Here is a 25,407-nt window from a genome sequence, read left to right as displayed (position 1 = left end):
TCCGATTCGCGAGCAGGCTTGCTCCCTGGTCCCGACCGGGCTAGTGCTTGAATGACGTCAACACCCGCTCGGCATTTTCATCGCAGCTCATGCCTTCGGGCCGGGCCTGGATGGTGTCGATCCAGCCCAGCAACTGCGCCTTGCTATGGGCCAGGTGCCGTTGCATCTCTTCGATCTGCTCGATCTTGCGGTGCAGGCCGGCCATCAACTCATCATGCTTGAACGCGCCCGTCACATTATCCGGCAGTAATTGTCTGAGTTCTTCCAGGCTGAAACCCGCTTGCTGCGCGCACTGGATGATTTGCAGGGTTTGCAGCGCCTGTTGCGAGTAACGTCGATAACCGTTGGATGAGCGCTCGACCTGGCGGATCAACCCCTGAGACTCGTAAAAACGAATTCGCGATGCGGTCAACCCGCTCAACCGCGCCAATTCACCAATCTTCATTGCGGCCTCGTTTACCTGCTTGACATTAAAGTTAACTTTAAGCTTAGCCTCTGCTCATCACTACGAGGAGTCAAGCATGTCGCCCTTTCAAGCGTTGAATTTGCCCAACGGCCAGACCATCGGCAATCGCATTGCCAAAGCCGCGATGGAAGAGAACCTCGCCAATACCGAGCAAGTGCCCGATGAAGCGCTGTTTCGCCTGTATCAGGCCTGGGCCGAGGGCGAGGCCGGCTTGTTGCTGACCGGCAATGTGATGATCGACCGCCGCGCCATGACCGGCCCCGGTGGTGTAGCACTGGAAGACGAGCGCCACCTGGAGCGCTTCCGCCAGTGGGCTAGCGTCGGCCGGGCCGGCGGTGCGCACTTCTGGGTGCAGCTCAACCACCCTGGCCGCCAGACCATGGCCAACCTTGGCCAGCAAGCCCTGGCACCGTCGGCGGTTGCGCTGGATCTGGGCCAATTCTCGAAGATGTTCGCCGAACCCAAGCCCATGACCGAGGACGACATCCAGGAGGTGATCCGACGCTTCGCCAGCAGCGCCGCACTGGCCGAGAAAGCCGGTTTTACCGGTGTGCAGATCCACGCCGCCCACGGCTACCTGCTCAGCCAGTTCCTTTCGCCGCTCACCAATCGGCGCACCGATCAGTGGGGTGGCTCCCTGGAAAACCGTGCGCGCCTGCTGTTGTCCGTTGTCGAGGCAGTTCGCCAGGCGGTGTCGCCGCAATTTTGTGTGTCGGTAAAGCTCAACTCGGCGGATTTCCAGCGCGGAGGTTTCGATGCCGAGGATGCGCGGCAAGTGATCCAGTGGCTGAACGAACAAGCGATCGACCTGCTGGAACTCTCCGGCGGCAGTTACGAGGCACCGGCCATGCAAGGCGAAGCGCGCGACGGCCGGACCCTGGCACGGGAGGCGTACTTTCTGGAAATGGCCGGTGAACTGGCCAGCGTGGCGCGCATGCCTGTGATGGTGACTGGCGGGATCCGCCGTTTGGCGATCGTCGAACACGTGCTCGACAGCGGCCTTGCCATGGCCGGCATCGGCACCGCGCTGGCCGTTGAGCCGCACTTGGTCAAGCACTGGCGCGAAGGCCAGGACAGCCATCCGCAACTGCCGCCAATCCGCTGGAAGCGCAAGCCCCTGGTGGCGCTGGCGAGCATGGCGGTGGTCAAGTTCCAGCTGCATCGCTTGAGCCGTGGGCGCAAAACCCGACCTGAAGTCTCGGCGCTATGGGCGTTGATTCTCGACCAGTTATACATTGGCAAGCGCACCCGGCAGTATCGGCAGGCGATGGGTAAGTGATCCGAAATGGATGGTGACTGACCCACCGCTTTCGCGAGCAAGCCCGCTCCCACAGGGGAACGCATTCCAAATGTGGGAGCGGGCTTGCTCGCGAAGAGGCCAGTCCAGGCAACCCGGAATTCAGCCAGGAAGCAGCTCGTCAATGTGCCGATACTCAGCCTGCAACTGCGCCGCCAACACCCTGCTGCGCCCAAGCCGGATCGGCCCGCGCTCGATGTCAATCAACAGCCCCGGGCACTCCAGCACGGGCAACAACGACCAGTCCTTGAGCCGGCCATCGGTCACCAGCAGCAACCGCTGTTGCTCCGCCGGGAAACGCTTTTGCCGTGCGGCGAGCCATCGACCGGCTTCGCCCAATGCCGCAAGCAACGGCGTACCACCACCGGCACCAAGACCCTCGAGCCACTGGCGCAACCCGGTCGAGGCCTTCAATCCCTGCACCTGCCACTTCGGTACTGCACCGCTGGCCGTGAGCAAAGCCAGTCGGGCGCGCTGGCGATAGGCATCGTCGAACAGCTGTGCCAGCAACCCCTTGGCATCGCTCAATGCATGATGACGGCGGGTCGATGCGGAGGCATCAACGATCACCAGCCACAGTTCATGGGGCGAGCGAGTGCGCAGGTGAAACAACAGGTCTTCGCACTGACGCGGTCGGCCATTGAGCAATGTGCCAGGCCAGTTGACCGAGCCGTTGGGGGCTGCATGACGCTTGCCCTGTTTGCCGTGGTCCAGCCGCCCGGCCCGGGGTCTGGCATTCGCCCCCGCGTCGCGGCGAAGGCGAATGCCTAGGGCTTTTTTGGCCAGCTCGGCACTTCACGTCGTGCGCCGACCGCCAGCGCCTGGGCAGGCAACTCGCCCCACTGGCCCTGCCCTTCGCTCGGGTTGGTGTTCTGCGGCGCCGAGGGTTGCGCAGCCTGGGATGGCTGAGGTGCCGGCGGTGAATGCTCGCGACGACGATGGCGCAAGGCAAACTCGGCCACGGCGTCGATATCTTCCTCGGCGATGGCGTTCGCCCCACGCCAGGCGGCGTGCGCCCGGGCGGCGCGCAGCCAGACCAGGTCGGCGCGCAAACCATCGACGCCGGCGGCAAAGCAGCGCTCGGTGATGTGCGCCAGCGCCTGATCGTCGAGGGCAATGTTTGTCAGCGCGTTGCGTGCGTTCTGGCAACGTTCGCGCAAAGACGCCTGCGCGGACTCCCATTCGGCGCAGAAACCTTGCGGATCGCTGTCGAAATCCAGGCGACGGCGGATGATCTGACCGCGCTCGACCGGCGCGGTGTGGCCACCAAGGGCGACATTCAAGCCGAAACGGTCCAGCAATTGCGGACGCAGTTCACCCTCTTCCGGGTTCATGGTGCCAATCAGCACGAACTTCGCCGAATGCCGATGGGAAATACCGTCACGCTCCACCAGATTGGTGCCGCTGGCGGCCACATCGAGCAGCAGGTCGACGAGGTGATCGGGCAACAGGTTGACCTCGTCGACATAGAGCACGCCACCGTCAGCCTTGGCCAGTACACCGGGGGAAAACTGTGCGCGACCTTCGCCCAGCGCCGCGTCGAGATCGAGGGTGCCGACCAGGCGTTCCTCGGTGGCGCCCAGCGGCAAGGTGACGAACTGACCGCTGGCCAGCAGGTCCGCCAGACCACGGGCCAGGGTCGACTTGGCCATGCCCCGCGGGCCTTCGATCAGCACGCCGCCGATTTTCGGGTCGATGGCGGTCAGGTACAGGGCCAGCTTCAAATCGTCGGCGCCGACCACGGCGGAGAGCGGGAAATGCGGGGTGTCGGTCATTGTTTTATCTCGGTCATGGTCGATGATCTCACTGGCGCCCCAATCCCACAGGGTTTGCGGTGATTAGCCGTCTTCTTCTATATCCAGCAACAGATTTTCCAGCGCCTCGCGGTACTCGCCGGGCTCCTTCCACATCCCCCGTTGTTGCGCCTCAAGCATGCGCTCGGTCATGTCGCGCAAGGCATGGGGGTTGTGTTCACGGACAAAATCCCGGGTGTCCGGGTCGAGCAAGTAGGCATCGGCCAGCAACGCGTACTGGTGATCGTCGATCAACTGCGTGGTGGCATCGAAGGCGAACAGGTTGTCGACCGTCGCGGCCATCTCGAAGGCACCTTTGTAGCCGTGACGCTTGACGCCTTCGAGCCACTTCGGATTGGCCGCCCGGGAGCGGATAACCCGGTTCAGCTCTTCCTTCAGGGTGCGAATCTTCGGCAGGTCCGGCTGGCTGTGGTCGCCATGATAGCTGGCCGCCGCCTCGCCTTTCAGGCTTTCCACCGCCGCGAGCATGCCGCCCTGGAACTGGTAGTAATCGTTGGAGTCGAGCAGATCGTGCTCGCGGTTATCCTGGTTTTGCAGCACCGCCTGTACCTGGCTCAGGCGCTGGCTGAACTGTTCACGGGCGGCGGTGCCTTCGTCGGACCCGCCGTAAGCGTAGCCGCCCCAGTTGAGGTAGACCTCGGCCAGGTCCTCGCGGCTCTGCCACAGGCGACCGTCGATGGCGCCCTGCACTCCCGCGCCGTAGGCACCGGGTTTGGCCCCGAAAATCCGCCAGCCGGCCTGACGCCGCGCAGCCACTTCATCGAGCCCTGACTGCAGCAAGGCTGCGCGTTCGGCGCGTACCTTGGCCGCCAACGGGTTGAGGTCATCCGGTTCATCGAGGTCGGCCACCGCTTGCACTGCCGCGTCGAACAAGCGAATCAGATTGGCAAAGGCATCGCGGAAGAAACCGGACACGCGCAAGGTCACGTCCACCCGCGGACGGTCGAGCAAACTCAACGGCAGAATCTCGAAATCATCGACCCGCTGGCTGCCGGTGGCCCACACCGGACGCACGCCCATCAGCGCCATGGCCTGGGCGATGTCATCGCCGCCGGTGCGCATGGTCGCGGTGCCCCACACCGACAGACCGAGCTGGCGCAAATGATCGCCGTGGTCTTGCAGGTGCCGTTCGAGAATCAGGTTGGCCGACTGGAACCCGATGCGCCACGCCGTGGTGGTCGGCAGGTTGCGCACGTCCACCGAATAGAAGTTGCGACCGGTGGGCAGCACGTCCAGGCGGCCACGGCTCGGCGCGCCGCTGGGACCGGCCGGGACGAAGCGACCGCTCAGGGCATCGAGCAATCCGCGCATTTCCGCCGGACCGCAGGCGTCCAGACGCGGGGCAATGACGTCACGCAAACCATCGATGATGGCTTGTACCTCAATCCAGTTGCCCCCTTGTGGGAGCGAGCCTGCTCGCGAAGGCGGTGGGTCAATCATCAACAATGAATAGTCAAGAGCTTCGCGAGCAGGCTCGCTCCCACAGGGGCTGTTCAAAGCGTCCGAAATCAACTGTGCGGCGAACAACTCCAGGCGTTCGCGGGTATCGCCCGCCGTACGCCAGGTCTCTTCGCTGATGCCCACAAGAGCCTCGGGGCGCGGCCCTGTCCAAGGTTCGGCCAGCGCACAATCCAGTGGATCGAACCCCAGCCCGAATGCCTTGGCCAGTGCCCGCAGCAGACTCGACTGCGCGCCCCGGCCATCGCCCCGAGGAATGCGCAACAACGCCAGCAAGGTGTCGATACGCAAACGCCCGGTGGGCGATTCGCCGAACACATGCAGGCCGTCGCGGATCTGCGACTCCTTCAAGTCGCACAGGTATGTGTCGAGCCGCGGCAACCAGATCGCTGCGTCGGCATCGCTGTCGAGTTGTTCGTCCAGTTGCAGTTCACGGTCGATGTGGGTGTCGCGCACCAGTTGCAGGATGTCGCGCTGCAACTCTCGGGCACGACGCGGATCGAGCAACTGCGCTTCGTAATACTCGTCGGCCAACAGCTCAAGGTTGCGCAGCGGGCCGTAGGTTTCGGCGCGGGTCAGCGGTGGCATCAGGTGATCGATGATCACGGCCTGGGTGCGCCGCTTGGCTTGGGCGCCCTCGCCCGGGTCGTTGACGATGAACGGATAGATGTTCGGCAGCGGCCCGAGCAACGCATCTGGCCAGCAATGTTCCGACAGCCCGACGCCTTTGCCCGGCAGCCACTCAAGGTTGCCGTGCTTGCCGACGTGGATCACACCGTGGGCGCCATAGGTGTTGCGCAACCAGAAGTAGAACGCCAGGTAGCCATGGGGCGGCACCAGGTCCGGGTCGTGATACACCGCGCTCGGGTCGACCTGATAACCCCGGGCCGGCTGAATGCCGATGAAGGTCAGGCCAAAACGCAGGCCGGCGATCATCATCCGTCCGCTGCGGCACATCGGGTCGCTTTCCGGCGTGCCCCAACGTTCAAGCACCGCCGCACGGTTGGCTTCGGGCAGTGCGTTGAACATCGCCAGATAGTCATCCATTCCCAGGCTTTGCTGGCACGGACGCAGGTCGAGGGTCTCGAGATCGTTGCTGACGCCGCCCAGCAACTGCTGGATCAGCGCGGTGCCACTGTCGGGCAATTGGGCCGGCAATGGGTAACCTTCGGCATGCAGCGCCCGCAGGATATTCAGCGCCGCTGCCGGGGTGTCGAGACCGACGCCATTACCGATGCGACCATCGCGGGTCGGGTAATTGGCGAGAATCAAGGCAATGCGTTTTTCCGCATTGGGTACCCGTCCCAGATCGACCCAGCGCCGCGCCAGTTCGGCCACGAAATCCATGCGCTCCGGTTGTGGCCGGTAGCAAACCACATCCGACTGGCTGCGCTCACTGCGCCATGCCAGGTCCTTGAAACTGATCGGGCGGCTGATGATGCGTCCATCCAGCTCAGGCAACGCGATATGCATCGCCAGATCACGAGGGCCAAGTCCCTGTTCGCTGGCGCGCCAACCGGGTTCGTTGTCCTGGGCGCAAATCGCCTGGATCACCGCAATATTGCGGCGAAACGGGCGCAGATGGGGTGCTTCGGGGCTGGACTGGGCGAAACCCGTGGTGTTCAGTATCACCGAGACGCTGGCCTCATCCAGCCAGTCCTCGACCACGCCAAGGCAACAAGGCTCTTTCAGGCTGGCCAGCGCGATCGGCAACGGATTCAACCCCGCCGCCTGCAAGCGCTGGCAAAAAACATCAATGAAAGCGGTGTTCGCCGCCTGCAAATGCGATCGGTAAAACAGCACCGCCGCCACCGGTTGATCGGCGTGCCAGTCGGCTTGCCAGTCGCTCAGTGCAGCGCGGTGTTTGTGCGGATGGTAGATCGCCGTGCGCGGCAGGGTTTGCGGCTCGCCCCAGGTGTAATCACGGGCCAGCCAGCGGTTGGCCAGGCAGCGGAAGAAATCCAGGGCGTTGCCCATGCCGCCCTGGCGCAGAAACTGCCAGAGCCGGTCGCGATCCTCGGCACCGACGGTGCTCAAGTCACTGAGCTCCGGGTCCGGACGATCATCACCCGGCACCAGAATCACCTGCACACCACGCTGCGACAGTTCGACCAGGCGCTCGATGCCGTAACGCCAATAGGCGATGCCGCCATGCAGCGAAATCAGGATCACCCTGGCGTGACGCAGCACTTCATCGACGTACAAATCCACCGAGGCATGGTTCTGCACCTGCATCGGGTTGGCCAAGCGTACGCTCGGGTAATCGTCGGGCAACTGCTGCGCCGCTTCGGCGAGCAGCGCCAGGCTGGAATCGCCGCTGCACAGGACCACCAGTTCAGCGGGGGTTTGTCCAAGGTCGGCAATGTTGTCATCCGACACGAAACCGCCGGGCTGGGTCCTGAGCAGGTGCATGGCTTACACGCTGAGCGCGGCGCGCAATTGCGCTTCGAGTACAGTGGCGTCCAGTTCCTGGCCGATCAGCACCAAACGGGTGACCCGTGCTTCTTCAGCGCCCCACTGGCGGTCGAAATGCTTGTCGAAACGCGTGCCCACGCCCTGGATCAGCAGGCGCATCGGCTTGTTCGGGATCGCCGCAAAACCCTTGACCCGCAGGATGCCGTGCTGGACCACCAGTTGGGTCAGCGCGTCCAGCAGCAGGCTTTCGTCGGCTTGCGGCAGTTCGATGGAGATCGAATCGAAGGCGTCGTGATCGTGGTCATCATGATCGTCGTCGCCATCGTGATGATGGTCGTGGTGACTGTGACGGCTGTCGATGTGTTCTTCGGAGCCGGCACCCAGGCCGATCAGCACGTCCAGCGGCAGGCGACCACTGCTGGCTTCGATGACTTTCACCGCCGGCGGCAATTCCTCGGCGACTTCCAGGCGCACGCGGGCCAGGTCCGCCGGATTGATGAGGTCGGCTTTGTTGAGGATCACCAGGTCAGCGCTGGCCAGTTGGTCGGCGAACAGTTCGTGCAGCGGCGATTCGTGGTCCAGGTTCGGGTCGAGCTTGCGCTGGGCGTCGACCTGATCCGGGAACGCGGCGAAGGTGCCGGCGGCCACGGCCGGGCTGTCGACCACGGTGATCACCGCATCCACCGTGCAGGCACTGCGGATTTCCGGCCACTGGAAGGCTTGCACCAGCGGCTTGGGCAGGGCCAGACCGGACGTTTCGATGAGGATGTGGTCAAGATCGCCACGACGGGCCACCAGTTCGCGCATCACCGGGAAGAATTCTTCCTGGACGGTGCAGCACAGGCAGCCGTTGGCCAGCTCATAGACACGGCCGTTGGCTTCTTCTTCGGTGCAACCGATGGAGCACTGCTTGAGGATTTCACCGTCGATGCCCAGCTCGCCAAATTCGTTGACGATCACTGCGATGCGGCGACCCTGGGCGTTGTCGAGCATGTGCCGCAGCAGCGTGGTCTTGCCCGAGCCGAGAAAGCCGGTAACGATGGTAACGGGGAGTTTGGCCAGTGTTTTCATCGGATGCCCTATGGCTAATGTGGCGGGCATACGGGACGACGACCGGCAACGCGGACACGCGTGCCTGAAGAGTTCGCCACCGGATCACCCCGCCCGGTTGAAAGTGAGAATCTGTGACGAGGCAGGTCTCCTGGCTGACGGTGTGCCGGCCTTGAGCCTGGCATTCGCTGCGCCTTCCCGCCGGCCTCATGGATTGAGCCTGCAGTGGCGTGGCAACGAACATCACCGTTCACAGTTGCGGGGGCAGCCGCGGCATCGACCGCGTTCCCTTCTTAGCTTCGGCAAATGCCGAAGAACCTCGAAAGCGCAAGGCTACGCATGGTGGGAAGACCGGTCAATCACTGTAGGAGCTGCCGAAGGCTGCGATCCTTTGATTTCCCTTTTAAAAACAAGATCAAAAGATCGTCCGAACGCGGCCCGAGCCTTCGGCAGCTCCTACAAAGAGCCGAGCATCATTCAGTCTCAAGTGAGAACCCTTGCCAATTGACGCCCAACCCCCGCCCATGCTCTCCTACACGCCTTGTTACGGGTGCCCTTCACAGGGTGAAACGGGAAACCGGTGAATCATGTGCTTTACTCTTAAGCCATGTCAGTCCGGTGCTGCCCCCGCAACGGTAAGCGAGCGAAGCGTCAGATCCACTGTGCCACTGCGGCATGGGAAGGTGACGTTTTCAGGTTCAGGCGCAAGCCTTCGCCCCTCGTGAGCCCGGAGACCGGCCCGCAACACAAAGTGACCAGTACGGTCACTGAACCAACAAACCCGCGGTGGGCGGGCGCTGTTCGAAACCTTGCGCGCCTGGTCGCGCGGGTTTTTGCATGCGCTCTTATTCCCCGCTGACAGACCAGAGGGAAACGCCATGTCGATCATCAGCAGCGCCGAACACACAGCCGCGAGTACCACTTCAACCCTGACCCAACGTCTGACCGTTGCCGTCTGCGCGTCGATCCTGGGCGCGTGCCTTGTGTATTTTGCCGGTTTCTCGCACATCGAAGCGGTGCACAATGCCGCCCACGATACCCGCCACAGCTCCGCGTTTCCGTGCCATTGAGAGCTGTCGACATGATCAAGCGTATTGCGCAAACCGCAGGTTTCACCGGGTTGCTGGCCGCCCTGTTGCTGACGCTGCTGCAAAGCTTCTGGGTCGCCCCGCTGATTTTGCAGGCCGAGACCTACGAAAAATCCGAACCGGCCGCTGTTGAAGTGCATGAACACGCCGACGGTGCGATGGCTGCCCACACCCACGATGCACAAGCCTGGGAGCCGGAAGATGGCTGGCAGCGCGTGCTGTCGACCACCGGTGGCAACCTGGTGGTGGCCGTCGGTTTCGCCCTGATGCTGGCCGGTCTGTACACCTTGCGTGCGCCGACCAAAACCTCGCAGGGCCTGCTCTGGGGCCTGGCCGGTTACGCGACCTTCGTGCTCGCGCCGACCCTCGGCCTGCCGCCTGAATTGCCAGGCACTGCCGCGGCCGACCTGGCACAACGGCAACTGTGGTGGATCGGTACCGCCGCCTCCACCGCCGTCGGTATCGCGCTGATCGTGTTCAGCCGTCACTGGCTGATGAAAGTCCTCGGTGCGGCGATCCTCGCCGTTCCCCATGTGATTGGCGCACCGCAACCGCAAGTGCATTCGATGCTCGCTCCAGAGGCACTGGAAACCCAGTTCAAAATCGCTTCGCAACTGACCAACGTGGCGTTCTGGCTGGCCCTGGGCCTGATCAGCGCCTGGTTGTTCCGTCGCAAAAGCGATGGTCAATACCACGCATGACGGATATCAGCACAGCGCCGACCCTGGTGGTCGGCCTGGGCTGCCAGCGAGGCTGCCCTGTCAGCACGTTGCGGGCGCTGCTCGACCAGGCGTTGGCCGCGCATCAAATTCCCCTGCATGCAATCAAGGCACTGGCCAGCATCGATTTGAAGCGCGACGAACCTGCGCTGATCGAACTGGCTCAGCAGCTTGGCCTGGAACTGATGTATTTCAGCAGTGAACAACTGGCCGCTTATGAACCGCAACTCAGTCATCAATCGCAAATAGCCTTTGAACGCACCGGTTGCTACGGCGTGGCGGAAAGCGCCGCCCTGGCGCTGGCGGAACAGTTGGCCCAGGCCCCGGCAAAACTGCTGATTCCACGACAAAAATATGCCCAGGCAACCCTGGCATTGGCTGGCGCTGCGTAAAAAACCGATAATCTCCGCCTTTGATCATGAACATTCTTCATCTGAAGCCCTGTTCAGCCCCTTTTTTTCCCCACAGGAACCGACGATGACCGTCTACTTCATTGGCGCAGGTCCCGGCGACCCCGAACTGATTACCGTCAAGGGCCAGCGGCTGATTCGCAGCTGTCCGGTGATCATTTATGCCGGCTCCCTGGTGCCTGCCGCCGTGCTGGAAGGTCACTGTGCCGAACAGGTGGTCAACAGCGCCGAACTGCACTTGGAACAGATCATCGACCTGATCAAGAGCGCCCACGCCAAGGGCCAGGATGTGGCCCGGGTGCACTCCGGCGATCCGAGTCTGTATGGCGCCATTGGCGAGCAGATTCGCTATCTGCGTGAGCTGGGCATTGCGTTCGAAATCGTCCCTGGTGTGACGGCCACAGCCGCTTGCGCTGCGCTCTTGGGCGCGGAACTGACGCTGCCGGACATTTCGCAAAGCGTGATCCTGACGCGTTACGCCGACAAAACCGCCATGCCTCCCGGAGAGGAATTCTCCAGCCTGGCGCAGCACGGCGCGACCATGGCGATTCACTTGGGGGTCAATCACCTGGCGAAGATCGTTGAGGAACTGCTGCCCCATTACGGCGCCGATTGCCCGATTGCAGTGGTTCACCGCGCGAGCTGGCCGGATCAGGATTGGGTGGTGGGCACGCTTGAGGATATTGCCGGGAAAGTTGAAGCCAAGGGCTTTCGCCGTACGGCGTTGATTCTGGTGGGTCGGGTGCTGGGCAGTGACCACTTCAGCGAGTCGTCGCTGTATCGCGCGGGGCATGCGCATCTCTACCGCCCTTAAAATCAAAAGATCGCAGCCTTCGGCAGCTCCTACAACAGAATGCGTACACCTGTAGGAGCTGCCGAAGGCTGCGGTCTTTTATGCCGCAGCGAACACCTTACTTAGTAGTAGGCGTTTTCTTTCTGCGTGTGGTCGGTCACGTCGCGAACACCCTTGAGCTCAGGGATGCGCTCGAGCAAAGTGCGCTCGATGCCTTCCTTCAGCGTCACATCGGCCTGGCCGCAGCCCTGGCAACCACCGCCGAACTGCAGGACGGCGATGCCGTCTTCGACCACGTCGATCAGGCTGACCTGACCGCCGTGGCTGGCGAGCCCGGGGTTGATCTCGGTTTGCAGGTAGTAGTTGATGCGCTCGTTGACCGGGCTGTCGGCGTTGACCATCGGTACCTTGGCGTTTGGCGCCTTGATGGTCAGCTGGCCGCCCATGCGGTCGGTGGCGTAGTCGACAACGGCATCGTCCAGGAAAGCTTCGCTGAAGTGGTCGATGTACGCGGTGAAGCTTTTGAGCCCCAGCGCGGTGTCTTCGGGTTTTTCTTCGCCCGGCTTGCAGTAGGCAATGCAGGTTTCGGCGTACTGGGTGCCAGGCTGGGTGATGAAGACGCGAATGCCGATGCCCGGGGTGTTCTGCTTGGAGAGCAGATCAGCCAGGTAATCGTGGGCGGCGTCAGTGATGGTAATAGCGGTCATGGAAACTCCTCGCAGGCTTGGGCGCAGTTTACGCCAATCAACGCGCCGGACAAAGTCCTAGTATTTTTGTCGGGAAAAGATCCCGATGATCTCTCCCTGTAGGAGCTGCCGCAGGCTGCGATCTCTTGATTTGTTTTTTAGATCAAAAGATCGCAGCCTGCGGCAGCTCCTACAGGAGGGCCCAGTGGTTCAAAGGTTCTCGTAGCGGTTCATGTCCAGCACACCCTCTTCCACCGGATCGTTTTCCTGGATGTAGCGGCTCAGATCATGGAAATAGAACCAGAATTGCGGATGACTGCGACGTACTCCCCAACGTTCGACGATTTTCTCGAAGCTGTCGGTGTCCTTGGCGCTTTCCATCGCATCCACAAACGCCGGCACTTGCCCGGCCGGGATGTTGAACATGAAGTTCGGGTAGCTGCTGAGCACACCCGGGAAAATCGTCAGGGTGTCGAGCCCCGGTTGGTAACGCAGTGATTCACCGAGCAAAAACGCCACGTTGCTATGGGCACGGTTACGCAGCAGGCTGTAGACCTCACGCTTGCCGCTGCTGGTTTCGATACGCAGCATAGTGGCTTCCGGCAACAGGTCGATGACCTTCAGCCCCGCAGCCGGACGCGAAGTCAGGCGACTGAGCGCCTGCTCGGCACTTTGCAGGTCCGGGTCGATGTTCGGCCGTGAACAATAGGCGCCGTCGCAGCGATTGATCGGGTCAGGCCTGGCGTTAAGGTCGCCGTATCGGGCCAGCAGCTGATTGGCAAAGTCACGCTTGGGATCAGCCGGGTTCAGCTTCAGCGCGGTCGGCTTGTCGTCATCGATGGTCTCGTAGTCGAGCCACATCTTGAATTTGCCACTATTTTGATACCAGTCGTCCAGGTAGTCATCCCGGGAGTCGGCGGGCATCAGGCGCAGGAAATTCTGCTCGGCGCCGTTGCGGATCAGGTCGAAATACAAGCGCGTCTGGGCCTGGTGGGACAGGTTGCCGAACACATCGAAGTTCACCGCCAATTGATAGTAGGTGCGTTCCAGCAGCGGATAGTCGAACAGCCATACGGTTTGCGGCACCTCGCCGATCAGGCCCTTGGTCACCGAAGCACTGTCGAAATGGCGGAAGATACTCAGCAACGCATTGTCGTTGCCGGCCCAGAGGGTCGACCAGCTTGGCGCGGGCTCATCGGCGTAGCTGTCCCGGCGCAAGGCTTCGTATTCATTTCGCTTGTCACGGTAGTCGTGCCACAGGCTGAGGATGCTGCCGACATCATCGTTCTGCCCCGGCATGGCCAGCAACGGCGTGGCTTGCCCGCGATAGTTCGGATCGGTGACATACAGGTCGTGCTCGGGCGCCTGGAACAGCGCCCAGAAATTATCGCGGATCACGTCCGTGGCGATCTGACCGCGACACACTGGCCCACGGATAAAGGTGCGCACGAAATACTCGGCGTTATCGAGCATGAACTGATAGCGCGCCTGGGCCGGAATCGCTTCGAAGGTGGCAAACGGGTTGGCCCGGCTCTGCGGTCCATAGCCCGGCAATGCGTCGACCTGCCAGTTGCCGCTGTAGAACAGGCTCTTGACCCGCGCCAGTTTCGCCGGACTCAGCGCATAGGTGATGTGGGTCTTGTGCACGATCACGCCCTGCACCGGCCACAAGCGATAGTAGAACTGCGTGCCCGGATCATCGTTCGGGCGACGGGTGTTGATCAGGTCAATCGGCTGGCCGGTCGGGGTGCGCGAACGCACCCACTGGAAGAAATGCCCAGGCTCGCCGTCCTTGAAGTAGAGATGGGCGAGGAACCAGTGCTCGAACAGCCAGCGCCCCACCAGGCTTTCCCGGGCGCCCGGCGCATTGAGCAGGTTTTCCCATTGCACCACCTGCAAGGCTTCCCTGGCGCTGGGCGCCAGCGCCAGCTGATCGATCGGCGCGCCTGCCGCCAGCCAGCGTTGCAGCGTCTGGTACTGCTGGTCGGTCAGGCCGGTCACTGCCAGCGGCATGCCCTCTTTTGGATGCCTGGCGGCATAGCCGTCGAACTCCCCGGGCATGGCACACATGTTTTCCCGATTCAGGCCCAGGACGATGTCTTCCGGCAACTTCGCGTTGGGTTGCAACGGAGTCTTGTGGCCAAGCTCCAGCATCCGCGCCATCAGTGCAGCCTGGCTGCCCTGGGTATCGAGTACCGAATAAAAGCCCTTTTGCTGCCAGGCCTGTTTGCCGGAAGCGTCATAGAACAGTCGGGTCGGTGCAACCGCCTGACGACGGTCACCGTCGTAGACCGGGACTTTGGTTGCGCCACGTGCCGCGCCCTCACCGCTGCCCAGGTTGAGCTGACAGGCGGCGTCGTAGCAGGCGTGGCAGGCCACGCACTTTTCAGTGAAGATCGGTTGAATGTCGCGGCTATAGGAAATAGCAGGTGAAATGGCAGTGGGAATCACCAGGCCTTGCGCCAGAGCGCCCCAGCTTAAACACAACAACAATGTGCCGATGACGAAGCGATACGACATGTCCCTGGTCCTGAATCCTGAAAAAACGCCGCGATTCTACCGGTCTGTCATCCTTACCAACATGAACGATATTCATGCAAATTCGAGTCATGCTCCAAAAGCGCACAGGTTTGCTATCATCCCGGCCCTTCGTCATGGCCTTACCGAGTAGTCCAAATGTCCGATCGCAGCGTTCGCCTTCAAGCTCTCAAGCACGCCCTCAAAGAGCGCATCCTGATTCTCGATGGCGGTATGGGCACGATGATCCAGAGCTACAAGCTCGAAGAGCAGGATTACCGTGGCAAACGCTTCGCTGACTGGCCAAGCGACGTCAAAGGCAACAACGACCTGTTGGTACTGACTCGCCCGGATGTGATTGGCGGCATTGAAAAAGCCTACCTGGACGCCGGCGCCGACATTCTCGAAACCAACACCTTCAACGCCACCCAGATCTCCCTCGCCGACTACGGCATGCAAGGCCTGGCGTATGAATTAAACGTAGAAGGCGCGCGCCTGGCGCGCAAGGTCGCCGACGCCAAGACCCTGGAAACCCCGGACAAGCCGCGCTTCGTTGCCGGCGTGCTCGGTCCTACAAGTCGCACCTGCTCGTTGTCCCCGGACGTGAACAACCCCGGCTACCGCAACGTGACCTTCGATGAACTGGTGGAAAACTACACCGAGTCCACCAAGGGCCTGATCGAAGGCGGCGCCGACCTGATCCTGATCGAAACCATTTTCGACACCCTCAACGCCAAGGCGGCGATCTTCGCCGTACAAGGCGTGTTCGAGGAGTTGGGCCTTGAATTGCCGATCATGATCTCCGGCACCATCACCGACGCCTCGGGCCGTACCCTGTCGGGCCAGACCACCGAAGCGTTCTGGAACTCCGTGGCCCACGCCAAGCCGATTTCCGTCGGCCTGAACTGCGCCCTCGGCGCCCGAGAATTGCGCCCGTACCTCGAAGAGCTGTCGAACAAGGCCAACACCCACGTTTCCGCGCACCCGAACGCCGGCCTGCCGAACGAATTCGGTGAGTACGACGAACTGCCGTCGGAAACCGCCAAGGTCATCGAAGAGTTCGCCCAGAGCGGCTTCTTGAACATCGTCGGCGGCTGCTGCGGCACTACGCCGGGGCACATCGAAGCCATCGCCAAGGCCGTGGCCGGTTATGCCCCGCGCCAGATTCCGGACATCCCGAAGGCCTGCCGCCTCTCGGGCCTTGAACCGTTCACCATCGATCGCAACTCGCTGTTCGTCAACGTCGGCGAGCGCACCAACATCACCGGTTCCGCCAAGTTCGCCCGCCTGATCCGCGAAGACAACTACACCGAAGCCCTGGAAGTCGCCCTGCAGCAGGTTGAAGCCGGCGCCCAGGTGATCGACATCAACATGGACGAAGGGATGCTCGATTCGAAGAAGGCCATGGTGACCTTCCTCAATCTGATTGCCGGCGAACCGGACATCTCCCGCGTACCGATCATGATCGACTCCTCCAAGTGGGAAGTGATCGAAGCCGGTCTCAAGTGCATCCAGGGCAAGGGCATCGTCAACTCGATCAGCATGAAAGAAGGCGTCGAGCAGTTCATCCATCACGCCAAGCTGTGCAAGCGCTACGGCGCCGCCGTGGTGGTGATGGCCTTCGACGAAGCCGGCCAGGCCGACACCGAAGCGCGCAAGAAGGAAATCTGCAAACGTTCCTACGACATTCTGGTCAACGAAGTGGACTTCCCGCCGGAAGACATCATCTTCGACCCGAACATCTTTGCCGTCGCCACCGGTATCGAAGAACACAACAACTACGCCGTCGATTTCATCAATGCGTGTGCCTACATCCGTGACGAACTGCCGTATGCGCTGACCTCGGGCGGCGTGTCCAACGTGTCGTTCTCGTTCCGTGGCAACAACCCGGTGCGCGAGGCGATCCACTCGGTGTTCCTGCTGTACGCGATCCGCTCCGGGCTGACCATGGGTATCGTCAACGCCGGGCAACTGGAGATCTACGACCAGATCCCGGCGGAACTGCGTGATGCCGTGGAAGACGTGATCCTCAACCGCACCCCGGAAGGCACCGACGCCCTCCTCGCCATCGCCGACAAGTACAAGGGCGACGGCAGCGTCAAGGAAGCCGAGACCGAAGAGTGGCGCAACTGGGACGTCAACAAGCGCCTGGAGCACGCCCTGGTCAAGGGCATCACCACTCACATCGTCGAAGACACCGAAGAATCGCGCCAGTCCTTCGCCCGCCCGATCGAAGTGATCGAAGGCCCGCTGATGGCCGGCATGAACATCGTCGGCGACCTGTTCGGCGCCGGCAAAATGTTCCTGCCGCAAGTGGTGAAATCCGCCCGCGTGATGAAGCAGGCCGTGGCCCACCTGATCCCGTTCATCGAACTGGAAAAAGGCGACAAGCCTGAAGCCAAGGGCAAGATCCTCATGGCCACGGTGAAAGGCGACGTGCACGACATCGGCAAGAACATCGTTGGCGTGGTGCTGGGCTGCAACGGCTATGACATCGTCGACCTCGGCGTGATGGTGCCGGCAGAGAAAATCCTGCAAGTGGCCAAGGAACAGAAGTGCGACATCATCGGCCTGTCCGGCCTGATCACCCCGTCGCTGGACGAGATGGTCCACGTCGCCCGCGAAATGCAGCGCCAGGACTTCCACCTGCCGTTGATGATCGGTGGCGCCACCACCTCCAAGGCGCACACGGCGGTGAAGATCGAACCCAAGTACAGCAACGATGCGGTGATCTACGTCACCGACGCTTCCCGCGCCGTGGGCGTGGCGACGCAGTTGCTGTCCAAGGAGCTCAAGGCCGGTTTCGTCGAGAAAACCCGCCAGGACTACATCGAGGTTCGCGAGCGCACCGCCAACCGCAGCGCCCGCACCGAGCGTCTGAGCTATGGTGCGGCCATCGCCAAGAAGCCGCAATTCGACTGGGCGAGCTACACGCCAGTCAAACCGACCTTCACCGGTACCCGGGTGCTGGACAACATCGACCTCAACGTCCTGGCCGAATACATCGACTGGACGCCGTTCTTCATTTCCTGGGACCTGGCCGGCAAGTTCCCGCGCATCCTCCAGGACGAAGTGGTCGGTGAAGCCGCCACCTCGCTGTACAAGGATGCCCGGGAAATGCTGACCAAACTGATCGACGAGAAGCTGATCAGCGCCCGCGCGGTGTTCGGTTTCTGGCCGGCCAACCAGGTGCATGACGACGACATCGAGCTCTATGGCGATGACGGCAAGCCGATGGCCAAGCTGCATCACTTGCGCCAGCAGATCATCAAGACCGACGGCAAGCCGAACTTCTCCCTGGCCGACTTCGTCGCGCCCAAGGACAGTGAAGTGACTGACTACGTGGGTGGTTTCATCACCACTGCGGGGATCGGCGCCGAAGAAGTGGCCAAGGCCTATCAGGACGCCGGCGACGATTACAACTCAATCATGGTCAAGGCCCTGGCCGACCGCCTGGCCGAGGCCTGCGCCGAGTGGCTGCACCAGCAGGTGCGTAAAGACTACTGGGGTTATGCCAAGGATGAAGTGCTGGATAACGAAGCGCTGATCAAGGAGCAGTACAGCGGCATCCGTCCGGCACCAGGCTACCCGGCCTGCCCGGACCACACCGAGAAAGCCCAGCTGTTCGCCTTGCTCGACCCAGAGGCCCAGGAAATGCGCGCAGGTCGCAGCGGCGTGTTCCTCACCGAACACTACGCGATGTTCCCGGCGGCAGCGGTCAGCGGCTGGTACTTCGCTCACCCGCAGGCGCAATACTTTGCCGTGGGCAAGATCGACAAGGACCAGGTGCAGAGCTACACCTCGCGTAAAGGCCAGGAGTTGAGCGTGACCGAACGCTGGCTGGCGCCGAACCTGGGTTACGACAACTGAGTGACCCACTGTGGGAGCGAGCTTGCTCCCACAGTGGTTGTCCAGCGGCTGATTCAGCTGTTCCCGGCCGATGTCCCTGGTTGCGGTTCTTCACCCGCAACCTCCTTGCGGGACAACTCGATCATCTTCGCGTTGCGCGCCGCCGTCTGTTCGAACATCTGAGTCAAAAGGGCAGCGTCATCGACGTCATCCTCCTCCCCCGCCTGATTCTCCGCTTCATCAAGTGCCGTGAACTCTTCAGGGTATTTCTCCTTCAGATAGCTCACCCAATAGTCGCGCTGGATCAAGTCTTCGTAAAACCCGTCGGACTGCTCCGCATTGACGACCTCCGCGCGCGCGTCCGCCAGTTGTTGCCGCGTGACGCCCGACGCATACGTCATGTGTTTCGGCTGACCCGGCAGGATCAGGCCGTCATCCCAACCCTCCGTCAGGCCGATTCGATAACCCAGGCGCACCTCGGCCTCATCCCCACCGGATCGAACCGCGGCCTTGGTCGCCAGATCATCGATCTTGTCCAGTCGAAACAGTTGCCTGGACAGCTTCAGCAGTGCCTGCCCCTTCACACTCAGGCCTCCAGGCGCAATGTCGAGCAAGGCATTGTGGGTGAACACTTTGCTTTCCAGCCCGCTGAACGTGAGGATTCGCCCGTCGACACAGGTGCCATGAGTACTCGAACTGGCGAACAGAACCTCCCGCAGTTCGCTGTTGCTGGCCGCGGCTTCCATCACTGTCCAGACCCGTCGTGTCAAATCGGCATTGGCCACCCGAAACTCCCGGGTGTCTTGCAGTCGCTCGAGCAAATGAAAGAACGCAGCACTGTCCGGCTCGGCCGCCAGTTGATTCCAGATTTCGCTTTTAGCGGCCAGTTCCTCCGGGGGCGCATTGGCCAGCCAAGGGGCCTGTTGCGCGGAATCAGGCTCAACGTCAGGGAGTTCTTCATCCGACTCAATGCTGTCACTGTCGCCTTGGTCTTGAGCATCATCGAGTAACTCGTCGAGTTCATCGCGCGACAGGCCCAGCACGGTGTCCCGTGCTCCCGAGTCACGGTAGTCCCTCAAGCGCTCGAGACTCTCAAGCACCAGGTTGTTGTCACTCAGGTCGATGCCGATCATCAGGACGTTGTGATTGCCATCCAGCGCCTGCGCCGGAACCGATGTGATGCCGTTACCACTCAGGTTCAGGACCCGGAGGTGGGCGGCATCCAGCACACCGCCAGGCCATTGCGTCAGATTGTTATTACGCAGATCGAGTGTCACCAGCGCTTCGAAAACGTCGAGGTCGAAGGACTCCAGTTCGTTGTAGCTCAGGTCAAGCTGGTTCAGACGTTCCAGATTGCTTAACGAGTCGTACAGGTGTTCGGCATCGTCCAGCCGGTTCGAAGACAGCTCCAGGCGCTCGAGCCTATCCATGTGCTGGACAGGCTCGGGTATTGCCTCCAGCCCATTGCCATTGAGTTCCAGGGTCTTGAGCCGGGTAAAGGCGGCGAGGAACCCGTCGGAGCCTGTTCGGGTCAGTTTTACTCCGGTCAGGTCCAGCCTGCCAACGTGGTCGAATGTTCCCGGCAACGTAGGGAGATCGCCCAGTTGCAGGCCGCTCAGATCCAAAACGGCATTGGCAACCCCCTCCACGCCGGCCAGGCCCTGGCGCCAGCATTCGAGGATGCGCAAGGCGCCCAACCGGCGAATGCTTGAAGATATTATCCAGCCTGTGTCGCGTACTCCCCGTGTGAAGATCCAGCCGTTCAACTGACGCGTAAGCGCTTCGAAGGTCTGTTCCCAACCGGCAAGGCGCTCGCTGATTTGCACCTCGGTCACCCCGCGCTCGCGCATCTGTTCCAGCGCTTGCAAGGCCTCATCATCCGCCAGTGCCGGCTTTAAACGTTGCAGACGCCTTGTGAAAACCTCGGCCCCTTCTCCCGCCGGTACCTCAGGCAGCGTCAGCAAATGCTGCGCAATGGAAAACCCACTCTCGGACGGCGGAAAACCGAGCGGTATCGGCTCCAGGGCGAACCGCTGCAGGGTGCCCTCTGGAAGTACTCTGGCCGCTTCTATTCGCTGCCAGGCGGTCCGGAGCATTGCGTCAGCCTGAGGGGTCAAGGGCGAACCGCCGAGATTGGTTTTGAGCAACACCTCATTTTCCAGCACCGCCCCCGGCAGCTCGGAAATTTTGCTGTCGCGTAAATCCAGCCAGGTCAGATCCGGCAACTCCTGGGCACCTGCCGGCCACTCCCCCAGCTCTGTCGCGCGCAGGTTCAAGGCCTTGAGGTGAGTCATTGCGCTGACGTCCAGGGTGTTCAGGGGGTTGCTGCCAAGGTCCAGATATTCGAGCATCTTCAACCCATCGAGACCTTGCTGAACCCCGGAATCGATAACAATCGCGTTACTGGAGAGATCCAGTTGAGTCAATTTTCCGAGATCTTTGGGTCCGATGGGGATTTCGGTCAGGCCGCAACCACGCAATTCGAGTGTTTGAAGTTCGGAAAAACCGCTGATGAAACCGCGAATCTGTGCTGCGGGCGCTTGATTGCTTCGCAAATACAGCGTTTGCACTTCCGGGAAAGCACCGGCCGGCAACTCGGGAAAACTACTCAGCCCCAGATTAGGCAAGTCGAGAACCGAGGCATCGACTCTAGCGCCGTAGCGCTTGAATACGCCTTTGCGCCAGCAGGCTCTCAGGGAACTTGTCGCTAATATCCGGCCTGTCATTTCATTGACCGCTATCGGCATTTCACCCCAGTCATTGAGGTTGCGGTTGAGTACAGTGTTTTGCTCACTCAAGGCTTCGATCGCTCCGTACCTCGCCTCGGCGTCCGGCCACTGCTCGACAAACCGATTGAACAAGGTCTCGTGATTCTCGTTGAGGCCTTCGCCAAGGCGTCTCAACTCACCCTTGCTGTAGTCCCTGACCATTTCCTCGAGATCGACAAGGTGCGGGGGTAGGCTTTTGGCGTACTCATACGCCGGCCTGAAGTTTTCACGAAGGAAATTCGACCAGTCCAGCGACAATCCGGACCAGAGTGTTTCATGGCCGTTGAAAATGCCGTCCGGCAATGTCCTGATCCCGGTGCCCTTGAGATTCAATCGCTCAAGTCGCGGCAGTTCGAGCACCCCGGCGGGCCATTCGAACAATGAAGGTGCCAGCACTTCCAGCAGGCGCAGATTGCGCAACTGGCGGACATCCAGCGCAATCGGCGTAAACGCCGAACAATAGACATTGAGGTACTCAAGCCTGGTCAACGCGCCCAGCCTCGTCGGCATGTCGGCGGCGTAGGGAGCGGATGAGTACAGGCTCAGATCGGTGAGCTCCGGCATCGTACCGATGATTTCGGGCACATTGCTGAACTGATTGCCCGTGGCGTTGATCCGCAGTTTTCTCAACTTGGGGAAATTGCCCAGCAGTGCATCGGCATTGGCATCGGTGATGCAGCGGCCCCGGACGTACAGATCACGCACATGGGAAAAATCCGCAGGCAACGAAGGAAGCGCTTGGTCACAGGTCAGCTCAAGCAATGTGAAGCGCGCCTGCTCTGCAGCCAACGGCGAGTTGCGCCAGCTTTGCTTGAGGCTCTGCGCGACCGAGGCCTTGCCACCCAACATGAGTTCCAGGGCAGCGTTCGGCGATGGCTCGCCCACCCAATGATCGAGCGTAGCCTCAAGCGTCTCCCACTCGCGCAGGCGGGCCTGCAACAAACCGTAGATCTGCCCGTCGGTTTTCCCCGCACGCAGCTGCGCCAGGACAAATCCGTTGGCCTGCTGTTCGGTCAGCGCCGGATAGACATCCCGAACCCGACTCGCCAGCGAAGGATTGATCCCTTGCCCGCGCCCGCTGGCGTAGTACCCCACCAACCGTTCGTTGATCCGGACCGGAGGCTTGAAGTTCGCGTGCTTGCCAGTGCGTGTCTCCAGGCTTTGTGCCAGCTCGCCACGATGGGCAACGGCATGGTCGATGATTGCCTTGCGCAACTGGCTGCCCTGAGCCACATGGGGAACACCCAGCGCCTGGCGCGCTGAGTCGGGCAAGGCGTGCATGATCGACGAGTAAAAATTGTCTTCATTTCGAGGAATGCCGTTGAGCTCCTCGCCGCGCTCATCAAACGCCTGGTAAGCCGGTCCCTTCTTGACCACATATTTGCGCGTGACGGCAGTTTGACTGCCAATGCCATCGATCAGCGGCCCCTCGACGTGACCGTCGCGCACTTCCAGGCGCACGCTGTCGGACCAGCCCGGCAGTTTTTCCAGGGAATGCAGGGCGAGCCATCGGCTGTCCGCCGACGCCATACGCTCCAGATGCAACCCGGCAAAGGCCTGGTTGACGCGCCCTTGGCGTGCGTACCAGCGGCCCTCTTCAAGCATGTTCAAGGGGATCCGCCGCGTCGTTTGCCACCGCGCCAGCTCCTCGGCATTGGCATCCTGCAACACCCTGTTGGCTGCGGATTCACTCAGCCCCGGGCAAGCTCGCCGCAACATCGCCACCGGCCCCTTGCCCGCCTCGGAGCTACCGGGGGCAGCCTCGAACGCCGACAACAACTCAACCAGCCCCGGAGGCGGAGGCAGGTGATCGAGGTGCATCTTGCGCAAGGCATTGTCAGTGGCACCGCTGGCATCGGCGAGGGTGAGCAGTTGTTCGTCCGTCAGGGCCTCGGTCGCATGGCCCATGCGCCGCAACAGGGTCAAACGGTCCCACTCCAGAGGACGCTCCAGCGTATGGCGCCAGGCACCGTGGCCGTTGTGTTCGAGAATCGGCCGCCAGGCCCCGGTATCGGACGGATGCTTGATGCGCCATTTTTTCACTGATGAATCAAAGGTGATCTCATACACCTTGCCCGCCTGGCGGATGTAAGTCCTGCGGTTCGCGCGAAACTGTCCCAAGGAATTGGGGACAATGTCATCGCCCAGCTCAACGTTGCGCTCATAGGCCTTCAGGTCGGGTTTCCACAGCCGAGTCGTGCCATCGGCACGCTTGATGGCGTCCAGCCCTTCAATCACGGGCTCCGGTGCGAGTGGCACTAGCTTGCCCAGCGCCTTGCCGGCCCCGGCCATCGCCGCGATCAGCGCCAGGTTTTCCGCCACGTCGATCAGGTGCGCCTTGGCCGCGGTGCGATCCCCCTCACTCCACTCGATCGCGCCCTCGAACGACTCGTACAGCAATTGCCCGGCCATCACCGTCAGCATGATCTCGCCCAGCACCGGTACGAACATCGACACCATGTTCAAGCCCAGCATGCCGATTTCCAGCAGGTGATTGAGCTTTTTCGCCCGCACCGTTGCATCGACGTCAGCCGTGGGCACAGCATGACTGCGTGCATCGGCGATCACCTTGGCGCGGTTTTGCTCGTAGAGATAAGTCCACAGATCGGTGTTGGCGGACCAGATTCCGGCCGCGCCTTTGCGAGTGACGTCAACAGGATCGAGATAGGGATCTTCGACCCGCTCACGTTTGACCGAATGCTCAGGTGGCAACTCCTTGATGCGGGCGACGGGAGAAAGCACGGGAATGTACTGCGCGACTTTCACCCAAATGGAGTGCAATGGATCGGCGGGAGCATCCGCGGCTTTACGGGTGAATTGACTGAAATAGTAAGGCCGGTCGGCGTAAGCGACGAATTGGCTGAAATACCGCTGGTGCTCCGTCGGGCCATCACTCGACGGCGATGCGCCAAGGGCTGTGAATTGCCGCTTGAATTCCGCCCTCATCCGCTCAGGGGTATAGCGTTTGAGCGGATGTTCCGGATCATGGGGAATGTAAACGATGAAATCGCTGCTATAGCGATATTGTTCACAGATGCCGAACACGACGCAGCCTGTCATCCTGCGTTTCATCAAACTCAGGTCGCGAAACCAGACAGGCCTGTTGCCAAGACGGGGATGAACTTCGCCGTTAACCACCGAAAGAATCATTTCGTAATCGTCGGGCTCGATGTCCTTTTTCAGCAGCGCCAGTTCGGCTGCTGCCTTCAATGCCGCTTTCTGGCTGGCAACGAACTGCTCGCGCAATGCCGTTTCCTTCTGCGCATCCGCTGGCTGGAAAAACGCCTTCAGTCGGGTTTGATACTGCTCGCCGATATCCAGCTTGCGACAGAGTGAGAGGAACTGCCTGACCGACATGCTGAAGGTAGCGACCTCGAACGTGCCTGGCGTCGATGTCTCGATCACAAACCCGGACCCGCGATGAAAGGCGCCCTCCTCACACTCGGACGCTTCGAAGTTGTGCAATGCCGCTTGCAACAACGAAAGCTTCATCACCTCGAACGAGGCGATCTCTATTTCAAGGGCGCTGACTTCCAGCGCCCGCCTGAGGCACACCAGGGTTTTGTTGACGTCGACCTCAACACCAAATTGCTCCTTCAAGGCCTTGCGCAGTATCGGCTCGGCAAAGCTTTCGGCGTCCGGCAGCGACGACATCGTCTTGTCGAGCCGGGCCTGGGACACAAAACTGTCGTTGAAAAGGTCTTTCAGTGCCTGCTTTTGCTCGCGGGATGCTCGCTGGTACCACTGCGGCGGGAGCGAACCGCTCGCTTTTATGGCAGCTCGCCGCTGCGGCGTGGCATCGATCAACCAATCAGGCGTCTGTTGTTCAAGCAGTTCGCGATGAATGCTGTTTCGGCCCGGAACCAAATGTTGACGGGGCACGGATGGAGGATGGGTAGACATAGTGTCGCTCCTGAAAAATGGAACGACAGGACACCATTTCAGCGAACCGCATCTGCGGTAGATAGTTATCGCACCGCTCAAGACTGATTTCAAAATACGTCGATCCGCGGACCGGCCGCCCCACCACCGGCCGCTGGATTGTCTATGCTCTGAGGACCTACTGACAGGCGAGGG

The 25,407-nt window shown here is 61.4% G+C and carries 14 protein-coding genes and 2 riboswitches; of the genes, 6 read left to right on the top strand and 8 right to left on the bottom strand.

Features of this window, described 5'->3' with window-relative positions; genetic code table 11:
- Positions 1-40 precede the first annotated feature (40 nt).
- The gene (locus tag ACM6G4_RS18910) at positions 41-445 is read right to left on the bottom strand and encodes a MerR family transcriptional regulator (protein WP_414914329.1); all 405 of its coding nucleotides are present in this window, start codon (positions 443-445) and stop codon (positions 41-43) included.
- A gap of 76 nt (positions 446-521) precedes the next feature.
- Between ACM6G4_RS18910 and ACM6G4_RS18905 the strand changes: the two genes are divergently transcribed.
- Positions 522-1,745: an NADH:flavin oxidoreductase/NADH oxidase family protein gene (locus ACM6G4_RS18905; RefSeq protein WP_414914328.1), complete on the top strand. Its 1,224-nt coding sequence runs from the start codon at positions 522-524 to the stop codon at positions 1,743-1,745.
- A 120-nt stretch (positions 1,746-1,865) separates the two neighbouring features.
- Here ACM6G4_RS18905 and ACM6G4_RS18900 read toward each other — a convergent pair whose 3' ends face one another.
- From ACM6G4_RS18900 to cobW, 4 genes are all read right to left on the bottom strand, one after another.
- Positions 1,866-2,411 (bottom strand): vWA domain-containing protein, encoded by a 546-nt coding sequence (locus tag ACM6G4_RS18900; protein WP_317850385.1) that lies wholly within the window; start codon positions 2,409-2,411, stop codon positions 1,866-1,868.
- A gap of 119 nt (positions 2,412-2,530) precedes the next feature.
- Positions 2,531-3,538, bottom strand: coding sequence for an ATP-binding protein (locus ACM6G4_RS18895; RefSeq protein WP_223542773.1), 1,008 nt, complete (start codon positions 3,536-3,538; stop codon positions 2,531-2,533).
- A gap of 63 nt (positions 3,539-3,601) precedes the next feature.
- Positions 3,602-7,447 carry a cobaltochelatase subunit CobN gene (cobN, locus tag ACM6G4_RS18890; protein WP_414914327.1) on the bottom strand — a complete coding sequence of 1,282 codons (3,846 nt, stop codon included), beginning with the start codon at positions 7,445-7,447 and terminating at the stop codon, positions 3,602-3,604.
- Between the two features lie 3 nt (positions 7,448-7,450).
- A complete protein-coding gene (cobW, locus tag ACM6G4_RS18885) occupies positions 7,451-8,521 on the bottom strand; it encodes a cobalamin biosynthesis protein CobW (protein WP_414914326.1) in 1,071 nt (356 codons plus the stop codon).
- Between the two features lie 102 nt (positions 8,522-8,623).
- A riboswitch (cobalamin riboswitch) is annotated at positions 8,624-8,837 on the bottom strand.
- A 194-nt stretch (positions 8,838-9,031) separates the two neighbouring features.
- Positions 9,032-9,258: riboswitch (cobalamin riboswitch) on the top strand.
- A 120-nt stretch (positions 9,259-9,378) separates the two neighbouring features.
- On the opposite strand from cobW, the gene ACM6G4_RS18880 reads away from it, so the two are divergent.
- From ACM6G4_RS18880 to cobM, 4 genes are all read left to right on the top strand, one after another.
- The gene (locus tag ACM6G4_RS18880) at positions 9,379-9,570 is read left to right on the top strand and encodes a CbtB domain-containing protein (RefSeq protein WP_223542775.1); all 192 of its coding nucleotides are present in this window, start codon (positions 9,379-9,381) and stop codon (positions 9,568-9,570) included.
- An 11-nt stretch (positions 9,571-9,581) separates the two neighbouring features.
- Positions 9,582-10,289, top strand: a complete 708-nt coding sequence (locus ACM6G4_RS18875) for a CbtA family protein (protein ID WP_409078974.1) — start codon at positions 9,582-9,584, stop codon at positions 10,287-10,289.
- Positions 10,286-10,699 carry a cobalamin biosynthesis protein gene (locus tag ACM6G4_RS18870; RefSeq protein ID WP_056724410.1) on the top strand — a complete coding sequence of 138 codons (414 nt, stop codon included), beginning with the start codon at positions 10,286-10,288 and terminating at the stop codon, positions 10,697-10,699. Before ACM6G4_RS18875 ends, ACM6G4_RS18870 begins: the two co-directional genes overlap by 4 nt.
- 85 nt (positions 10,700-10,784) lie before the next feature.
- Positions 10,785-11,531, top strand: a complete 747-nt coding sequence (gene cobM, locus ACM6G4_RS18865) for a precorrin-4 C(11)-methyltransferase (RefSeq protein WP_056724408.1) — start codon at positions 10,785-10,787, stop codon at positions 11,529-11,531.
- Between the two features lie 101 nt (positions 11,532-11,632).
- Here cobM and nfuA read toward each other — a convergent pair whose 3' ends face one another.
- Together nfuA and ACM6G4_RS18855 are read right to left on the bottom strand one after the other, a co-directional pair.
- Positions 11,633-12,217 carry a Fe-S biogenesis protein NfuA gene (nfuA, locus tag ACM6G4_RS18860; RefSeq protein ID WP_007912592.1) on the bottom strand — a complete coding sequence of 195 codons (585 nt, stop codon included), beginning with the start codon at positions 12,215-12,217 and terminating at the stop codon, positions 11,633-11,635.
- Positions 12,218-12,406: 189 nt separating this feature from the next.
- On the bottom strand, positions 12,407-14,716 hold the full coding sequence (locus tag ACM6G4_RS18855; protein WP_414914325.1) for a fatty acid cis/trans isomerase: 2,310 nt from the start codon (positions 14,714-14,716) through the stop codon (positions 12,407-12,409).
- Between the two features lie 156 nt (positions 14,717-14,872).
- Between ACM6G4_RS18855 and metH the strand changes: the two genes are divergently transcribed.
- Positions 14,873-18,583, top strand: a complete 3,711-nt coding sequence (gene metH / locus ACM6G4_RS18850; RefSeq protein ID WP_414914324.1) for a methionine synthase — start codon at positions 14,873-14,875, stop codon at positions 18,581-18,583.
- Between the two features lie 53 nt (positions 18,584-18,636).
- Here metH and ACM6G4_RS18845 read toward each other — a convergent pair whose 3' ends face one another.
- A complete protein-coding gene (locus ACM6G4_RS18845) occupies positions 18,637-25,233 on the bottom strand; it encodes an NEL-type E3 ubiquitin ligase domain-containing protein (RefSeq protein WP_414914323.1) in 6,597 nt (2,198 codons plus the stop codon).
- Between the last annotated feature and the right edge of the window lie 174 nt (positions 25,234-25,407).

The organism is Pseudomonas sp. IT-P258 (genome assembly GCF_949767825.1).
GTDB classification, from domain to species: domain Bacteria; phylum Pseudomonadota; class Gammaproteobacteria; order Pseudomonadales; family Pseudomonadaceae; genus Aquipseudomonas; species Aquipseudomonas monachiensis.
Note: the sequence above shows the minus strand (reverse complement) of the source record. Positions and strands in the feature narration are given on the sequence as shown.